Annotated in this window: 14 protein-coding genes; 8 read left to right on the forward strand and 6 right to left on the reverse strand. The window is 75.2% G+C overall.

Going from position 1 to position 16,062, the window contains the following annotated elements; translation table 11 throughout:
- Positions 1–32 precede the first annotated feature (32 nt).
- Together FHS37_RS30920 and FHS37_RS30925 are read right to left on the reverse strand one after the other, a co-directional pair.
- A complete protein-coding gene (locus tag FHS37_RS30920; RefSeq protein ID WP_184827318.1) occupies positions 33–1,523 on the reverse strand; it encodes a hypothetical protein in 1,491 nt (496 codons plus the stop codon).
- Positions 1,524–1,637: 114 nt separating this feature from the next.
- Positions 1,638–1,907, reverse strand: a complete 270-nt coding sequence (locus tag FHS37_RS30925; protein ID WP_184827320.1) for a helix-turn-helix domain-containing protein — start codon at positions 1,905–1,907, stop codon at positions 1,638–1,640.
- A 33-nt stretch (positions 1,908–1,940) separates the two neighbouring features.
- Here FHS37_RS30925 and map point away from each other — a divergent pair, with 33 nt between their 5' ends.
- The 7 genes from map to FHS37_RS30960 all read left to right on the forward strand — a co-directional run bounded on the left by map (position 1,941) and on the right by FHS37_RS30960 (position 10,683).
- Positions 1,941–2,717, forward strand: a complete 777-nt coding sequence (gene map / locus FHS37_RS30930; RefSeq protein ID WP_184827321.1) for a type I methionyl aminopeptidase — start codon at positions 1,941–1,943, stop codon at positions 2,715–2,717.
- Positions 2,718–3,476: 759 nt separating this feature from the next.
- Entirely contained in the window at positions 3,477–3,587 is a 111-nt protein-coding gene (locus FHS37_RS30935) for a keywimysin-related RiPP (protein WP_107102704.1), read from the forward strand.
- Positions 3,588–3,612: 25 nt separating this feature from the next.
- Positions 3,613–5,463: a lasso peptide isopeptide bond-forming cyclase gene (locus FHS37_RS30940; RefSeq protein ID WP_184827323.1), complete on the forward strand. Its 1,851-nt coding sequence runs from the start codon at positions 3,613–3,615 to the stop codon at positions 5,461–5,463.
- A 48-nt stretch (positions 5,464–5,511) separates the two neighbouring features.
- The gene (locus tag FHS37_RS30945) at positions 5,512–5,766 is read left to right on the forward strand and encodes a lasso peptide biosynthesis PqqD family chaperone (protein ID WP_159536602.1); all 255 of its coding nucleotides are present in this window, start codon (positions 5,512–5,514) and stop codon (positions 5,764–5,766) included.
- Entirely contained in the window at positions 5,763–6,188 is a 426-nt protein-coding gene (locus FHS37_RS30950; RefSeq protein WP_184827325.1) for a lasso peptide biosynthesis B2 protein, read from the forward strand. The genes FHS37_RS30945 and FHS37_RS30950 overlap by 4 nt, the downstream gene beginning before the upstream one ends.
- Positions 6,185–8,020, forward strand: coding sequence for an ABC transporter ATP-binding protein (locus FHS37_RS30955; RefSeq protein WP_184827327.1), 1,836 nt, complete (start codon positions 6,185–6,187; stop codon positions 8,018–8,020). Before FHS37_RS30950 ends, FHS37_RS30955 begins: the two co-directional genes overlap by 4 nt.
- Before the next feature lie 137 nt (positions 8,021–8,157).
- Positions 8,158–10,683: an ATP-dependent Clp protease ATP-binding subunit gene (locus FHS37_RS30960; RefSeq protein WP_184827385.1), complete on the forward strand. Its 2,526-nt coding sequence runs from the start codon at positions 8,158–8,160 to the stop codon at positions 10,681–10,683.
- 84 nt (positions 10,684–10,767) lie between these two features.
- Here the strand turns inward: FHS37_RS30960 and ggt are convergent, their stop codons facing one another.
- Positions 10,768–12,576 carry a gamma-glutamyltransferase gene (gene ggt, locus FHS37_RS30965; protein ID WP_184827329.1) on the reverse strand — a complete coding sequence of 603 codons (1,809 nt, stop codon included), beginning with the start codon at positions 12,574–12,576 and terminating at the stop codon, positions 10,768–10,770.
- 152 nt (positions 12,577–12,728) lie between these two features.
- Between ggt and FHS37_RS30970 the strand changes: the two genes are divergently transcribed.
- On the forward strand, positions 12,729–13,484 hold the full coding sequence (locus FHS37_RS30970; RefSeq protein WP_184827331.1) for a hypothetical protein: 756 nt from the start codon (positions 12,729–12,731) through the stop codon (positions 13,482–13,484).
- A 551-nt stretch (positions 13,485–14,035) separates the two neighbouring features.
- Here the strand turns inward: FHS37_RS30970 and FHS37_RS30975 are convergent.
- From FHS37_RS30975 to FHS37_RS30985, 3 genes are all read right to left on the reverse strand, one after another.
- Entirely contained in the window at positions 14,036–14,443 is a 408-nt protein-coding gene (locus tag FHS37_RS30975; protein WP_184827333.1) for a DUF6278 family protein, read from the reverse strand.
- Positions 14,444–14,525: 82 nt separating this feature from the next.
- On the reverse strand, positions 14,526–15,305 hold the full coding sequence (locus FHS37_RS30980) for an exodeoxyribonuclease III (RefSeq protein WP_184827335.1): 780 nt from the start codon (positions 15,303–15,305) through the stop codon (positions 14,526–14,528).
- Between the two features lie 64 nt (positions 15,306–15,369).
- Positions 15,370–16,005, reverse strand: a complete 636-nt coding sequence (locus FHS37_RS30985; protein ID WP_184827337.1) for an MBL fold metallo-hydrolase — start codon at positions 16,003–16,005, stop codon at positions 15,370–15,372.
- Positions 16,006–16,062: the final 57 nt, after the last annotated feature.

Consider the following 16,062-nt stretch of genomic DNA (forward strand, 5'->3'; position numbering starts at 1 on the left):
GGGAGGGCGCGCGGCCGCCCGGCCGGGCCCGGTCAGGCGGCGAACCCCGCGACGCGGAGGGCGTGCAGCACGTCCCGGTACCGCTCGTCCGAGACGCCCCGGGCGGCGGCGAGGAGCAGGGGGACGAGCCGCTGCGGATCCACGGCGGCCGTGCGGGCCGCCTCCTGCGGGGTGCGTGCCCGGACGCAGGCGTCGAGCAGCGCGCGCACCGCGCGGTGCCGCTCCTCGGCGGCGAGCGCCAGGACCGCCCGCCCGATCTCGTCGGCCGGCCGGACCACGCCCTGCCGCAGGAGCCGCTCCCCGTCCGCCGCGCGGCCCGCCGCGGTGAGCGCGTCGGCGACGGCGACCAGCCGGCCGGCGGGCAGCGAGGCGGCCTCCCACAGCAGGGTCGCCCAGTCGGCCCCGAGTCCGGCCCGCTCCAGCCCGGCCGCGAGCAGCGGAAGGCGGGCGGCGGGCCAGTGCGCGGCGTCGATCAGCAGGGCGTGCGCCTCCCCGCCGCGCCCCTCGCCGCGCAGCCGCGCGAGTGCCTCCACGACGCGGCCGACCTCGTGCCGGCCGGCCGCGTCGACGGGCGGTTCGGGGCGTGGTCCCACCCGCTGCTCCGTCCCTCCGGCGGCCCCGGCGAACCGGGCTCCGCGCGGGGTGCGGCGCGGGCCGGGGACGGGAAGGGGCAGAGCGTCCGCCGGAGGGGCGACGAGGGGTGCCGGGGGCTCCTCGTCGGCCGTCCCGGCGAAGCGGGCGCCGCCACGACGGCGCTTGCGCGGAGCCCGAGCGGTGACGGGCTGCTCGGCGGCCCCGTCCGGGAACGCCGACGCGACGCGCCGCCCCGGCGCTACCGCACCGCTCCCGCCGACGCCGGGCCCGGCCGGTCCCGCACCGTCGCGGACACCGCCCCGGGCGGGGACCGCACCACCGTCCGACGGCACACCGGGGGCGCCGCCCGGCGCCGTGTCCTCCCGCGGGTGCGGCCGCCGCGGCCCGCCGGACGGGTGACGGGCGGGGGCCGTGTCCCCTGCCCGTCCGTCCAGGCCGGCCAGTCGCGCCCGGAGTTCCGCGCAGCGCGCGGTGGCGCGTTCGTGGTCGTCCCGGGCCCAGGCGAGGTCGACGCGCAGGGCGTCGGCCTGCTCGCGGGTGGTGGCCGAGGCGAGTGCCCGGTCCAGTCCCGCCCGCCGTTCCGCCGCGTGCTTCTGCTCCCGGAGCATGACGTCCAGCCGGTCGCCGACGGCGTCCCGGGCGCCGGGACGGGCGTCGTGGGCGGCGAGGGCCGCGGCCCGCAGGACGCGGGCCCTGCGGGTCTCGGCCTCGGCGGCCGGGCGACCGTGCGCGACGGCCAGGTCCTGGAGCAGTGCCTCCAGCACGTCCCAGGGCGGCAGCTCACGCCCGTCGAGGCAGGCCCGCATGCCGTCGGGGTCCCGTTGCCAGAACACCGCGCACCAGCCGCCGGACCGGTCCAGGCGTGCCAGCAGACCCCGCAGGTAGTCCGTGAACTCCCGGATCTCGTCCGGGAGTCGCTCCATCGCCATAGCCAACTCCCGCCAGAACCGGAGCACTTCGTCCCGTAGACAACACCAGCCGTGTTACGGCGGCGCTACGGGGAGTTTTCCGGCAGGACGCGAGGGGCGCTCCGGCGACCCGTCTCAGGCGGCGACCGGCTCGCCCGGTGCACCGGGCGAGCAGCGCCCCACCAGCTCGTCCATCGACAGGCCGAGCACGTCGGCCAGCGCGGCCACGGTGAAGAACGCCGGGGTCGGGGCCCGCCCGGTCTCGATCTTGCGGAGGGTCTCCGCGGAGATGCCGGCGCTCGCCGCGATCTCGGTCATGCTGCGGCCGCCGCGCGCCTCGCGCAGCAGCCGGCCGAGCCGCTCGCCGCGTTCGCGCTCTTCGGGGGTCAAGGGGGTGCGCACCATGGCACCCATTCTAATACCGGTATAGTAATTGGCATGGTGGAACTGAAGACCGACACATCGATCGACGCCATGCACGAGGCGGGCCAGGTCGTCGCGAGCGCGCTGACGGCCGTGCGGAAGGCCGCCGGCGTGGGCGTCTCCCTGCTGGAGCTGGACGAGGTGGCGCGGGACGTGCTGCGCGCGGCGGGTGCGACCTCGCCCTTCCTGGGCTACCGTCCCTCCTTCGCTCCGACCCCGTTCCCCGCGGTGATCTGCGCCTCCGTGAACGACGCGATCGTGCACGGCATCCCGGACGACTACCGGCTGCGCGACGGGGACCTCGTCTCCGTCGACTGCGGCGCCGAACTGGGCGGCTGGGCCGGAGACTCGGCGATCAGCTTCACCGTGGGCACCGCGCGCCCGGCCGACGTACGGCTGATCGAGACCACCGAGCGGGCGCTCGCGGCGGGGATCGAGGCGGCCGTCGTCGGCAACCGCATCGGCGACATCGCCCATGCGATCGGCACGGTGTGCCGCGCCGCGGGGTACGGCATCATGGACGGCTTCGGGGGCCACGGCATCGGCCGCCGCATGCACGAGGACCCGTCCGTGCCGAACGAGGGCCGGCCGGGCCGGGGCATGCCCCTGCGGCACGGCATGGTCCTCGCCATCGAGCCCATGCTCATCGACGGCGGCACCGACACGTGGTACGCCGCCCCCGACGGCTGGACCCTCCGCACGGACGACGGCTCCCGCGCGGCCCACGCGGAACACACCGTGGCGATCACCCGGGCGGGACCGCGCGTCCTCACGGCCCGCGAGCCCGCCTGAGAACGTCCGCGGCCCTCCGGTCCCCGGTCTCGGGGAACCTCGGCGCGGCAGCCGTTCCGGCGGCGTCGGCGGCGAGCACACGGACCCCCGGCCGGCCGGAACTCCCGGCCCACCGCCACCGCGTGCGCGGCGCGGTCCACGACGCCGGAGGCCTCGCGGCGGGAGTCCTCCCGCGCGGCGCCCGTACGAGGCGTTCGAAGGCCGGGCGCCCCCGCGCACGCGGCTCCGCCGGATCGCCACCCCCGGCCGTCCGCCCCACCGCACTCCGGCACCGGAAGCGCCGGCCGCCGTCGGAGCTCGGCGACGGGGCCGGCGTCGTCGCCACGCGGTGGAGCCGACCGGGCCCGCGCGACTGCGCAGGAGGAAGCGGAAGGGACATGGTGCACGTCGACGGGTCACGGATGCGCCCCGGCGGCTCCCTCCCGCCCGCCGCGGAACGAACGGCGCGACGGCGAGGACGCCCGGGCCGATGCGCACGTGAGAACGTTTCTTCACTCATGCACGCGGGTGGCCGGCGATCACCCGGTCCGCGGCTCCGGACGGAACCGGGCCGACGGTCGACCGGAGCCGTCCGCTATTGACGCACGATCATACTTTTTTGCATCTCCTTGTCAGGCCGCACGGTTCTGCCGCTAGCTGGGTGCCGCGCCGCCCCTCGCCCCGGCTCCCGATGAGCCAGGGGCACGTCCGACGGCCCGCCGGAGACGGCGACGCCGCCGACGGGGGGAGGGGGCACGAACCCAGCACGCGAGGAGAGTCATGAAGAAGGCATACGAAGCTCCGACGCTCGTCCGTCTCGGTACGTTCCGCAAGGAGACCGGGCTCCTGGGCCGCTCCGGCAACGACCGGCTGATCCTGAGCAAGAACTGACGACCGAAGGTACCGACCCGACGTCATGACACCACTGCACGCACGTGCGGGGACGGGCCCCGGCGACGCGCACTTCGCGGTCTTCACCGACCGCGCGGACGCGGCCGCCGTGGCCCGCTCCTTCGTCCGGCCCGGCTGCCGGATCGTGAACCATCCGTCGGGCCGGCCCTGGCTGGTCGGCCACTGGCACGACGACGAGGCCGTCACGGCACGGGCCGGTGACACCGCCCTGGCCGTCATCGGCTGCTGCCCCGTCGAGGCGGACGAACTGCGGCGCAGGGCGGCGCGGTTGCGCGACCTCGGCGAGATCGACGCGCTGGCCCGTTCCCTCACCGGCAGCTTCCACCTGGTCGCCGTCGTCGACGGACGGGTCCGGGTGCAGGGCACCGCCTCCGGCCTCCGGCTCGTCTTCCACGCGGAGATCGCCGGCGCCCGGGTGGCCGCCACCCGGGCCGATCTGCTCGCCGACGCCCTCGGTCTCGATCCCGATCCCGGGGAGCTGGCCGTCCGGCTGCTGTGGCCCGCCCCCTATCCGCTCTACGAGACGTCGCCATGGCCGGCGGTGACCGCCGTACCCCCGCAGGACGCCGTGGTCGTCGCCGCGGACGGGCGCACCGCCCGGCACACCCGCTGGTGGACGCCGCCGGAGCCGGTCGTGCCGCTGGCCGTGGCGGCGGACCCGGTCCGCGCGGCGCTCCAGGAGGCCGTCGACGCGCGGACCCGGCGGGGCGGCGTGGTCAGCTGCGACCTGTCCGGCGGGCTGGACTCCACCTCCGTCTGCTTCCTCGCCGACCGCTCCCCCGCGCGCGTGGTGGCCGGCACCTGGCCGGGGCGCGACCCGGCGGACACCGACCTGTACTGGGCCGAGCAGGCGGCGCGGCACCTCCCGGGCGTCGAGCACGTCGTCTGGGACGCCGACGCCTCGCCGCTCGTCTACGACGATCTGCTCGGCGTCGACGACCTCCTGGACGAGCCCACCATCGGCGTCATGGACCGCTCCCGCGCGCTGCACCACCTGCCGGAGCTCGCCGCGCGCGGCAGCCGCGTGCATCTGACCGGGATCGGCGGCGACCACGTGGCCTGGTGCTCCGAGGCGTACTACCACCGGCTGCTGCGCACCCGTCCGCTGCACGCCCTGCGGCACCTGCGCGGGTTCCGGGCGCTGTGGCAGTGGCCGCTCGGCGGCACGGTCCGCGCTCTGGCCGACACGCGGCCGTACGGGAAGTGGCTCGCCGACACCGCCGGTCGGCTGCGTGCGCCGGCCGCGCCCTCCGTCGCCGCGGGACTCGGCTGGGGCATGGCCCCCCGCCTGTTCGACTGGGTGACCGCGGACGCCGAACGGCTGGCGCGGCGGGCGCTGCTCGACGCCGCCGCCACGGCCACGCCGCTGCACCCCGACCGGGGCATGCACGCGGACCTGGAGCAGATCCGCTCGACCACGCGGGTCATCCGGCAGTGGGACCACATGGCGGCCCGCGCCGGCCTCCCGCTGGCCTCGCCCTTCCTCGACGACCGGGTCATCGAGGCGTGCCTCGCCGTGCGCCCGGCCGAGCGCGTCACGCCGTTCCGGTACAAACCGGTGCTGACCGCCGCGATGAGCGGGGTGGTCCCCGAACCCTGTCTGCGCAGGACGTCCAAGGCCACGGCCTCCATGGACGCCTCCAACGGACTGCGCGAGAACCGTGCCGACCTGCTGGCCCTGTGGGAGGACTCCCGGCTGGAGCGGCTGGGCCTGGTGGACGGGGCCGAGTTGCGCCGCCTCGCCCGGCGGCCGGCCTCCCCCGGGCTGTCCGACGCCATCCTCTACTCGACGATCGCCGCCGAGGTGTGGCTGCGCGGGCTGTCCCGCGGCCGCAGCAGTATCCGTATCCCGTAGCCCTCCGCGGCCGCGAGGTCCCGCCCCGCGCCGCAGAAAGGCGATGCCATGCCCCTGCGCTTCGACGCACACGTCTCCACCGCCGAGACCGACTACGGCACCGTGCTCCTGGACGAACGGGCCGGGACCTACTGGGAGCTGAACCCCACCGCCACCCTGGTGGTGCGGACCCTGCTGGACGGTGGCGAGGCCGCCGACGCGGCCGCCGCCCTGGTCCGCGAGTTCGACATCGAGCGGGCGCAGGCGCTGCGGGACGTCGAGGCACTCGTCGGCGACCTGCGCGAGGCGGGGCTGGCCTCATGACGACGCCCAGCGCGCTGGAACGCCCCACCGGAGTGCCGCTGGGGCGGCGCCTGGCGGCCCGCCTGGTCCTGCTGCCCGCCGTCGGGCTCGCCCTGCTGCCGCCCCGCCGCATCCGCGCCGTGCTCCGTGTGCTGCGGCGCGGCGCGGCGCCCGCCACCGCCGTCCAGGCGCAGGCCGCGCGCGACGCCCTGTGCGCCGTCAGTCTGCGCTGCACCGGGCCGAAGGGGTGCCTGCCGCGTTCCCTGGGGGCCGCGCTGCTGTGCCGGCTGCGGGGGACGTGGCCGACCTGGTGCGCCGGGGTCCGGGTCGTCCCGCCCTTCACCGCGCACGCCTGGATCGAGGCGGAGGGCCGCCCGGTCGGCGAAGGGGTGCCCGAGGGCTACTTCGCCCGGCTGGTCTCCGTCGAGCCGCCGACCCGATGACCGCCGGCCCTCCGGCCGAGGCCGTGGACCGGTCGACGCGGGCCGCGGTGGTCACGCTCTACCGGCTCACCGCAGGGCACCGCGGGGCCATCGCCGTGGCCGCCGTGCTGACGCTCGCGGGTTCCGCCCTCGGCCTGGCCCAGCCGCTCGTGGCCCGGCACGCCGTGGACGCGAGCGGCCGCGGTCAGGCCGTGTGGCCGCTGCTGGGGCTGCTCGGCGCGCTGTTCGTGGCCGAGGCCGCGACCGGCTCGGTGGGGCGCTTCCTCCTGGAGCGCATGGGCGAGGGCGTCGTACGGCAGCTCCGGCTGGGCCTGGTGGACCGGCTGCTGCGGCTGGAGATGCGGGAGTACGACCGCCACCGCGGCGCCGACCTCGTCTCCCGGGTCACCGCCGACACCACCCTGCTGCGCGAGGTCGTCTCCCAGTCCCTGGTCGACCTGGTGACCGGAGGCATCGTCGCCGTCGGGGCCGTCGTCCTGATGGCGTGGATCGACCCGCTGCTGCTGCTTCTGGTCACGCTCACCGTGGCCGTCGCGGCCGGTGTCGTCACCTCCCTGCTCAAGGGCATCCGCTGTGCCTCGGAACACATGCAGCACGCGGTCGGCGCCATCGCCGCCGATCTGGAACGGGCCCTGGGCGCCCTGCCCATGGTGCGGGTGCACCGCGCCGAGGCGCGCGAGACGGCCCGGGTGGGCGCCCGCGTGCAGGAGGCCCACGACGCGGGCGTGCGCACCGCGAAGCTCGCCTCCGTGATGAGCCCCGCCGTCGAACTGGCCGTCCAGGGCTCGTTCCTCGTCGTCCTCGTCGTGGGCGGCCTGCGCGTGGGCGGCCGGACCGGGTCCCTCGGCGACCTGGTCGCCTTCCTGCTGTACGCCTCCTACCTCGTCCTGCCGCTGTCCTCGGTCTTCCGCGCGGTGGGCCTCGTCCAGCGCGGCATGGGCGCCCACCAGCGCGTCGAACAGGCGCTGCGCCTGCCCGTCGAGCACACCGGGCCGTCCGTCCCCGCCGCCCGCGCACGCGCCCGGACCCGGACCCGGCCCGAGGCGCCGGCCGCGGCCGGGCGGGCCGCGCTCGCCCTGCGCGACGTCCGCTTCGGCTACGCCCCGGACCGGCCGGTGCTGCGCGGTGTGTCCTTCACGGTCGCCCCCCGCCGGCAGGTCGCCCTCGTCGGCCCCTCGGGCGCCGGCAAGAGCACGGTCTTCGCGCTGGTGGCGGGCTTCTACGAGCCGGACGCGGGCACCGTGCTCTTCGACGGCCGCCCGGCCGCCGAGCTCGGCCGTGACGCGTGCCGGCGCCGCATCGCCGTGGTGGACCAGAACACCCACGTCGTGCACGGCACCCTGCGGGAGAACATCGCCTACGCGGTGCCCGACGCCCCGGACGCGGAGATCCGGCGGGTGGTGGAGCTGGCCCGGCTGGAGGAGGTCGTCGACCGGCTGCCCGGCGGCCTGGACGCCGTCCTCGGCGAACGCGGGAGCACCCTGTCGGGCGGTGAACGCCAGCGCGTCGCGCTGGCCCGCGCCCTGCTCGCCCGCCCTGCGCTGCTGCTGCTGGACGAGCCCACCTCGCACCTGGACGCGATCAACGAGGCGGCGCTGACCACGGTGATGAAGGACGTCGCCCGGGAGTGCGCCCTGCTGGTGATCGCCCATCGCCTGTCCACGGTGCGGCACGCCGACCACATCGTCGTCCTGGACCGGGGGCGCACCACCGGTCAGGGGCGGCACGAGGAGTTGCTGGCCACCAGCCCCCTCTACCGCGAGCTGGCCTCGGGCCAGATGCTCCGGCCGGGCGGCGGCCGGTCCGCGGGCCGTGCTCCGTCGCCTTCCTGAACACGCCCGGCACACGGGCCGTGCTCCGCCGCCTTCCTGGACATGCCCGACACAACGGAACGTGTCATCGTGGCATGAGCGAGCCCGGACCGGGTTACCCGGCCCCGGCACGTCCACCAGCGAAGGAACGGATGACGATGACGAGTGGCTTCATCGGCCCGGAGGGTGACCCTTTCGCAGAATTCCTCGCGCGCTTCTTCGGCGGACCGCGCCCCCGCCAGATCGACATCGGCAGGCTGCTCAGCCAGCCGGCCCGGGAACTGGTCCGCGGCGCCGCCCAGTACGCCGCGGAACACGGCAGCCGGGACCTGGACACCCAGCACCTGCTGCGCGCCGCCCTCGCCGCCGAGCCGACCCGGAGTCTGCTCAGCCGGGCGGGCGCGGACCCCGACTCGCTGGCGTCGCAGATCGACGACCGTTCGGGGCCGGTCCAGTACGGGCCCGGTGACGCCCCGCCGCCGACCTCGCTGTCCCTGACCCCCGCCGTCAAGCGGGCCCTGCTGGACGCGCACGAGCTGGCCCGGGCGAGCGGCGTCGGCTACATCGGCCCGGAGCACGTGCTCAGCGCCCTGGCCAACAACCCCGACTCGGCCGCCGGGCACATCCTCAACGCGGCCCGGTTCGCCCCCTCCGGCCCGCCGGAGGCGCCGGAGGCCCCGCAGGCCCGTGCCGAACGGCCGCGTCCCGCGACGGGCACGCCGACCCTGGACAAGTACGGCCGTGACCTCACCGCGCTGGCCCGCGAGGGCCGTGTCGACCCGGTGATCGGACGGGACCAGGAGATCGAGCAGACCGTCGAGGTGCTCTCCCGGCGCGGCAAGAACAACCCGGTGCTGATCGGTGACGCGGGCGTGGGCAAGACCGCCGTCGTGGAGGGGCTGGCCCAGCGGATCGCCGAGGGGGACGTGCCGGACATCCTCCTCGGACGGCGCGTGGTCGCCCTGGACCTGACGGGCGTCGTCGCCGGGACCCGCTACCGGGGCGACTTCGAGGAGCGGATGAACAACATCGTCGAGGAGATCCGCTCCCACTCCGACCGGCTGATCATCTTCATCGACGAGCTGCACACCGTCGTCGGCGCCGGGGGCGGCGGCGAGGGCGGTTCGCTGGACGCGGGCAACATCCTCAAACCGGCCCTGGCCCGCGGTGAACTGCACATCGTGGGCGCGACCACCCTGGGTGAGTACCGCCGGATCGAGAAGGACGCGGCGCTGGCCCGCCGTTTCCAGCCGATCATGGTGCCGGAGCCGACCCCCGCGGACGCGATCGAGATCCTGCGCGGTCTGGTGGACCGGTACGAGGCCCACCACCAGGTCCGCTACACCGACGGGGCGCTGGTGGCGGCCGTGGAGCTGTCCGACCGCTACCTGAGCGACCGCCGGCTGCCGGACAAGGCCATCGACCTCGTCGACCAGGCCGGCGCCCGGGTACGGCTGCGGGCCCGCACCAAGGGCACCGACGTACGGGCCCTGGAGCGCGAGGTCGAGCAGCTGACCTGCGACAAGGACCAGGCGGTCGCCGACGAGCAGTACGAGCAGGCCACCCAGTTGCGCGACCGCATCGTGGAGCTGAAGCAGCGCATCGCCCAGGCCGGCGACGGCGAGGTCGACGAGGGGCAGAGCCTGTGGGTGGACGCCGAGGCGATCGCCGAGGTGGTGTCCCGGCAGACCGGCATCCCGGTCAGCCGCCTCACCGAGGAGGAGAAGGACCGTCTGCTGGGCCTGGAGCAGCACCTGCACCAGCGGGTCGTCGGCCAGGAGGAGGCGGTGCGCGTCGTCTCGGACGCGGTGATGCGCTCCCGCGCGGGGCTCGCCAGCCCCGACCGGCCGATCGGCAGCTTCCTGTTCCTCGGGCCGACGGGCGTCGGCAAGACGGAGCTGGCGCGGGCGCTCGCCGAGGCGCTGTTCGGCAGCGAGGACCGGATGGTGCGCCTCGACATGAGCGAGTACCAGGAGCGGCACACGGTCAGCCGGCTGGTCGGCGCCCCGCCCGGGTACGTGGGTCACGAGGAGGCCGGTCAGCTGACCGAGGTGGTGCGCCGGCACCCGTACTCGCTGCTCCTCCTCGACGAGGTGGAGAAGGCGCACCCGGACGTCTTCAACATCCTGCTCCAGGTCCTCGACGACGGCCGGCTGACCGACTCCCAGGGCCGGACGGTGGACTTCACCAACACCGTCATCGTGATGACCAGCAACCTCGGGTCCGAGATCATCACCCGGCGCGGGGCGACGCTGGGTTTCGCGTCCGGCGGCACGGACGCGGACGAGGAGGCGCGGCGCGAGCAGGTCCTGCGGCCGCTGCGGGAGCACTTCCGGCCCGAGTTCCTCAACCGGATCGACGAGATCGTGGTCTTCCGCCAGCTGACCGCCCAGGAGCTGCGGCAGATCACCGACCTGCTGCTGGAGGGCACCCGGCGCGGGCTGAAGGGCCAGGGGATCTCGGTCGAGTTCACCGACGCGGCCGTGGACTGGCTGGCCGAGCGCGGCTACCAGCCCGAGTACGGCGCCCGGCCGCTGCGCCGCACCATCCAGCGGGAGGTCGACAACCGGCTCTCCCGGCTGCTCCTGGACGGCCGGGTCAAGGAGGGCGGCCGGGTGACGGTGGACGCGGAGGACGGCAGGCTCGCCCTCCGCACGCAGGAGACGCCGGCCGCCGAGCTGTGAACGGGCGAGTGCCTGCGGGCGCCCCGGCGTGTTCGCCGGGGCGCCCGCACGCGTGCCCGCCGGACCGCCGGACCGCCGGGCCGCCTACCGCGCCGGACGCACGACCATCGCCGAGCCGCCGCCCCGGCGGACCTTCTCCGCCGCCGCGAGCCACGCGCCGCCCGGCAGGCGCTGGACGCCCGTGACCGCGCCGATCTCCGGGTTCTCCCGGAACGCGTGCCCGATGGCCTCCAGACGCCGCCGCGGCTCGCCGTCGTACAGGCCGGGTTCGAGGTCCGTGAGCGCCGTGTTGCGCTGGCTGGCGCGCGGTGCGGCGATCGCGTCGACCAGGGGCAGCCCGCGGTCGAGGAAGCCGGTGAGGGTCTGCAGCACGGTGGTGATGATGGTCGAGCCGCCGGGCGAGCCGAGCGCCACCACCGGCCGGTCGTGCCGGTCGAGCACGATCGTCGGGGAGATGGACGACCGGGGCCGCTTGCCGGGACCGGGCAGGTTCGGGTCGTGCACGGCCGGGTTCGCCGGGGCGAAGGAGAAGTCGGTCAGCTCGTTGTTGAGCAGGAACCCGCGGCCGGGCACGGTGATGCCGCTGCCGCCGGTCTGCTCGATGGTGAGGGTGTAGGCGACGACGTTGCCCCACCGGTCGGCGGTGGTGAGGTGCGTGGTGCTCTCGCCCTCGTACGTCGTCGGGGCCGCCGTGCCACCGGTCGCGCAGGGCCGCGGGTCGCGCGGGTCGCCGGGGGCGAGCGGGCTGGTGAGGACGGCGTCGTCCGCGATGAGGCACTCGCGGGAGTCGGCGAACCGCTGCGAGAGCAGTTCCTTCGTCGGTACGTCCTCGAAGGCGGGGTCGCCGACCCAGCGGCCGCGGTCCGCGAACGCGATGCGGCTCGCCTCGATGAGGCGGTGCAGGTACCGGACGTCGCCCGCCTTCGACAGGTCGGTCCGCTCCAGGATGTTGAGGGCCTCGCCGACCGTGGTGCCGCCGGAGGAGGACGGCGCGACGGAGTAGACGTCCAGGCCGCGGTACGAGGTCCTGGTGGGCGGCTGGAGCTTGGCGCGGTAGGCGGCCAGGTCGCGGGCGGACAGGTCGCCGGGGCGGGCGTTCCAGCCGGAACCGGGGTCCACCGGCGGCTTGTTGACCGTGTTGACGACGTCCCGGCCGATGTCGCCCCGGTACAGCGCGTCGACGCCCTTGCGGCGCAGTTCGGCGTAGGTGCGGGCGAGGTCGGGGTTCTTGAAGGTGGAGCCGACGGCCGGGAGTCCGCCGCCCGGCAGGAACAGCTCGGCGGTGTCGGGGAAGTGGCGGAACCGGGTCTCGTTGGCGGCGGTCTGCGCGCGGAAGGTCTCGTCGACGGTGAAGCCGTCGCGGGCGAGCCGCTCGGCGGGTTTCAGGACCGTGGCGAGTTTCTCGCTGCCCCATGCGTCGAGCGCGCGCTGCCAGGTGGCGGGGGTCCCCGGGGTGCCGACGCCGAGGCCGCTGCTGACGGCCTCGGCGAAGGGGATCGGCTCGCCGTTCTCCAGGAACAGGCCGGAGTCGGCGGTCAGCGGGGCGGTCTCGCGGCCGTCGAGGGTGTGCACGGTGCGGGAGCGGGCGTCGTAATAGACGAAGTAGCCGCCTCCGCCGATGCCGGCCGAGTAGGGCTCGGTGACGCCGAGCGCGGCGGCGGTGGCGACGGCCGCGTCGACGGCGTTGCCGCCCTTGCGCAGGACCTCGATCCCGGCGGCGGAGGCGTCGGCGTCGACGCTGGAGACCGCGCCGCCGTACCCGACGGCGACCGGGACCTTGGGAGGCCGGTCGCCGGGCGTGCCGTGCTGGGCGGGGGGCGCTGCCGCCCCGACCGAGACCACGGCGGCGCAGACCGCCGGGACCACCAGTTTCCGAGTGACAGGACGACGCATCCGCACCTCCGGTGACAGGCCGTCCGCGCAGCTTAATTCAGGCGGCATGGTCCCGTCAGGAACCCCGCGGGGCGTGCCGTCACGAATCCCCGGGCGTACCCCGGGCCGAGTGTCGAACACGGGTTTGTGTGAGCCCGCTACCATGCGCGCCCATGACTGACGACGTGCGCAACATCGTTCTGGGCGTGGTGGCCGCCGGCATCAGCGCCGCGCTGGGCTGGATCGCCCGTACGTACCTGTGGAAGCGGAAGCTCCGGCGCAAGCAGGCCTTCTTCGGACTGCCGGAGAACTCCGCGTCGCTGCTCGTCGTCAACCGCGATCCGGCCGCGGCGGAGCCCGCGGTGCACCGCTTCGACGTGTTCGCGCTGCTGGAGCTGTCCGCGCTGATCAAGGACTGCGGGGCCCACGTCCAGGTGGTGACGCAGGACGCGGCGCACCAGGGTTTCGGCGAGCGGACCGAGTTCTGCGTGGGCGGCCCGGGATCGAACCGGCGGATGGTGGCCCACATGGCGGCGATGCTGCCGGGCGTGCGGGTCAACGTCGATCCGGAGCCGGGCCCGGACCGGGGCGCCTTCCAGATCGGTACCGAGCGCTACCGCATGGACCCGGGCGTCACCGAGTACGTCCTGCTGGCCCGGCTGACCGCCGGTGAACGGCGCGACACCCGGCCGGTGTTCCTGTTCTGCGGTCAGCGCGCGATCACCAACCAGGCCGCCACCCGCTATCTCGCCCGCAACCACGAGCGGCTGGCCCGCAAGCACGGCTCCGGCTCCTTCGTCCTGCTGCTGAAGGTGGTCAACTCGCAGGCGTACGGCCCCGATGTGGTCGAACTGGTCGGGGACGTGACCCGGGCGGCGCAGACCCCGCTGCCGGCCGCCGCTCCCCGCACGTCGCACCGGGCGCCCTGAGACGGGCCGTGCGCTCTTGTCGTCGACACAACCCGTCCGGCGCGCAGCTGACCTTCTCCTCGTCGGCGGACGACCCGTCGTCCGGGTCGGTTCCGCCCCGCGAGCAGTGATCTCCGGCTGCCGCCGGACGGGACTGGCCGATGTGAACCGCCGCTCCCCGCGGACCGGTGGCCCCCTCCCGGCGGCGGTGCCCCCGCCCCTGCGGCGAAGCCCCCTCCCCCACCGGGACGGAGGGAACATCCTAGTCGAGGTCCGGACGGGCGGGACCGCGGGCGTCATCCCGCTCAGTGCTCGGGGGCCTGGAGGGGAGGCCGCCGCCCGGGGCGGTGGGGAACCCGCCGGACGTGCGGTCCCCGGCGACCCGGCGGTCGGCCGCGAACGGGACGTGCGGGTCCCCGAAGTGCTCGCCGGCGTCACGCGGTTCGCCCGGCGGACCGACGGCCGTGCCCACCCCCGCTCACCCGTGGCCGCCGCGACGCGTCCGGGCAGGACCGCCGGGACGGCGCGACACGCACGCTCCGGTCATCAGCCGTATCGGCCATCGGCCGCACTCACGTCTCCGCGACCTCGGCGTACAGCTGCGACAGCTCGGGCACGCCGCAGGCGGCCCAGGTGTGCCCGGAGTCCACGACGTCGAACTCCCGGCCGGAGGCGAGCCGTACGACGGGCTGTCCGTCGGACCGGATCTCCCAGGCGGCCCCCGGCACGGTGCGCACGATGACGGTGCCCAGATACAGCCCGGCGTCGTTGCCCAGCCAGGTCAGGGTCTCCTCGTCGTCCCGCCAGCCCGGCACCAGTTGGTCCAGCGCCTCCAACGAGGCCGGGGAGTCGTCCAGTCGGACACCCGCCCGGAAGGCCTGGGAGCGCAGCAGCTCACACTCCGCGAGGAGGTCCGCGATGCCCTCGGGATCGGGAAACCCGACCTTCCGGCGCCGATTGCCCAGGAAAGGGATGTTCATACCGCCAGCCTGTCATTCGTACCGTGCTCTGCACCACAGGCGCGCGGGGCCCACCGGGGCGGCGGGAGGTGCGGCCGGAGGACTACACGTCCAGGTCCACCACGACCGGCGCGTGGTCCGAGGCGCCCTTGCCCTTGCGCTCCTCGCGGTCGACGTAGGAGTCCGTGACCGCCTCGGCGAACGGCGCGTTGCCGTACACCAGGTCGATGCGCATGCCGCGGTTCTTCGGGAAGGCGAGCTGGCGGTAGTCCCAGTACGTGAACGGGTGGTCGTACTTGAGCGGGCGCGGGACGACGTCGGACAGGCCGGTCTCGCGCAGGGAGGCCAGGGCGGCGCGCTCGGCGGGGGTGACGTGGGTCAGGCCCTCGAAGGCGGCCCGGTCGTAGACGTCGTCGTCGGTCGGGGCCACGTTGTAGTCGCCCATGACCGCGAACGGGCGGCCGCCCGCCGCGTCGCCGGCCACGGCCGCCTTCAGGGCCTCGAACCACTGGAGCTTGTACGCGTAGTGGGGGTGGTCCACCTCCCTGCCGTTCGGCACGTAGACCGACCAGACGCGGACCGGGCCGCAGGTCGCGCAGACGGCGCGCGGCTCGACGGAGCCCTCGTAACCGGGGTCGCCGGGCAGGCCCTTGACGACGTCCTCCAGGCCGACGCGGGAGAGCACCGCCACGCCGTTCCACCGGCCGGTGGCGTGCACCGCCGACTCGTAGCCCAGCTCGCGCAGCTCCTCCACCGGGAACCTGTCCTCGGCGACCTTGGCCTCCTGGAGGCACAGCACGTCCGTGCCGCTGCTCTCCAGCCAGGCCAGGAGCCTCGGCAGGCGGGCGGTGATCGAGTTCACGTTCCAGGTCGCGATGCGCATGGGCCCCAACCTACCCGGCCCCTGTGACAACCCCCTGTGACGACCCCGGGCGCCGCCCGCCGGCTCACACGTCGGCCGACGTCCCCGGTGCGAGCCGCAGGTGTTCGGAACCGCCGAGCGCGCCGATCTGGCGGTCGTAGACCGGGCGGGCGAGGTCGGTGAGCAGGGCGTCGTGGATGTCGTAGGCGCGCCGCGGCTTGACCTCGCGGACGTAGTCGATGACCTCCGAGATCTTGTTCCAGGGGGCCATGACGGGCAGCATCAGCGTCTCGACCGGGTGGTCGGGGACGGTGAGCGCGTCCCCGGGGTGGAAGAGCTTCCCGCCGTCGACGAGGTAGCCGACGTTGGTGACGCGCGGGATGTCCGGGTGGATCACCGCGTGCAGTTCGCCGTGCACCTGGACGTCGAAGCCCGCGGCGGTGAAGGCGTCGCCGTGGCCGACGGTGTGCACCCGGCCCGGGAACGCCGCCGAGATCTGCTCCGCGACCGATTTCAGCGTCCAGATCTCGGCGGCCGGGTTGGCCTCCAGGGCGGTGCGCAGCCGGCCCTCGTCGAAGTGGTCGGGGTGCTCGTGCGTGACCAGGACGGCGTCCGCGCCGAGAGCGGCGTCCTCCTCGCTGAACCCGCCGGGGTCGAGGACGAGGATGCGGCCGTCCTTCTCCAGGCGGACGCAGGAGTGCGACTTCTTCGTGAGCTTCATGCGTCCATCCTGCCCCCGTGCCCGCCGCCGCGCGGGCGCCGGGGCATCCGGGGACCA

It is taken from the genome of Streptomyces griseomycini, assembly GCF_014203535.1.
GTDB lineage: Bacteria > Actinomycetota > Actinomycetes > Streptomycetales > Streptomycetaceae > Streptomyces > Streptomyces griseomycini.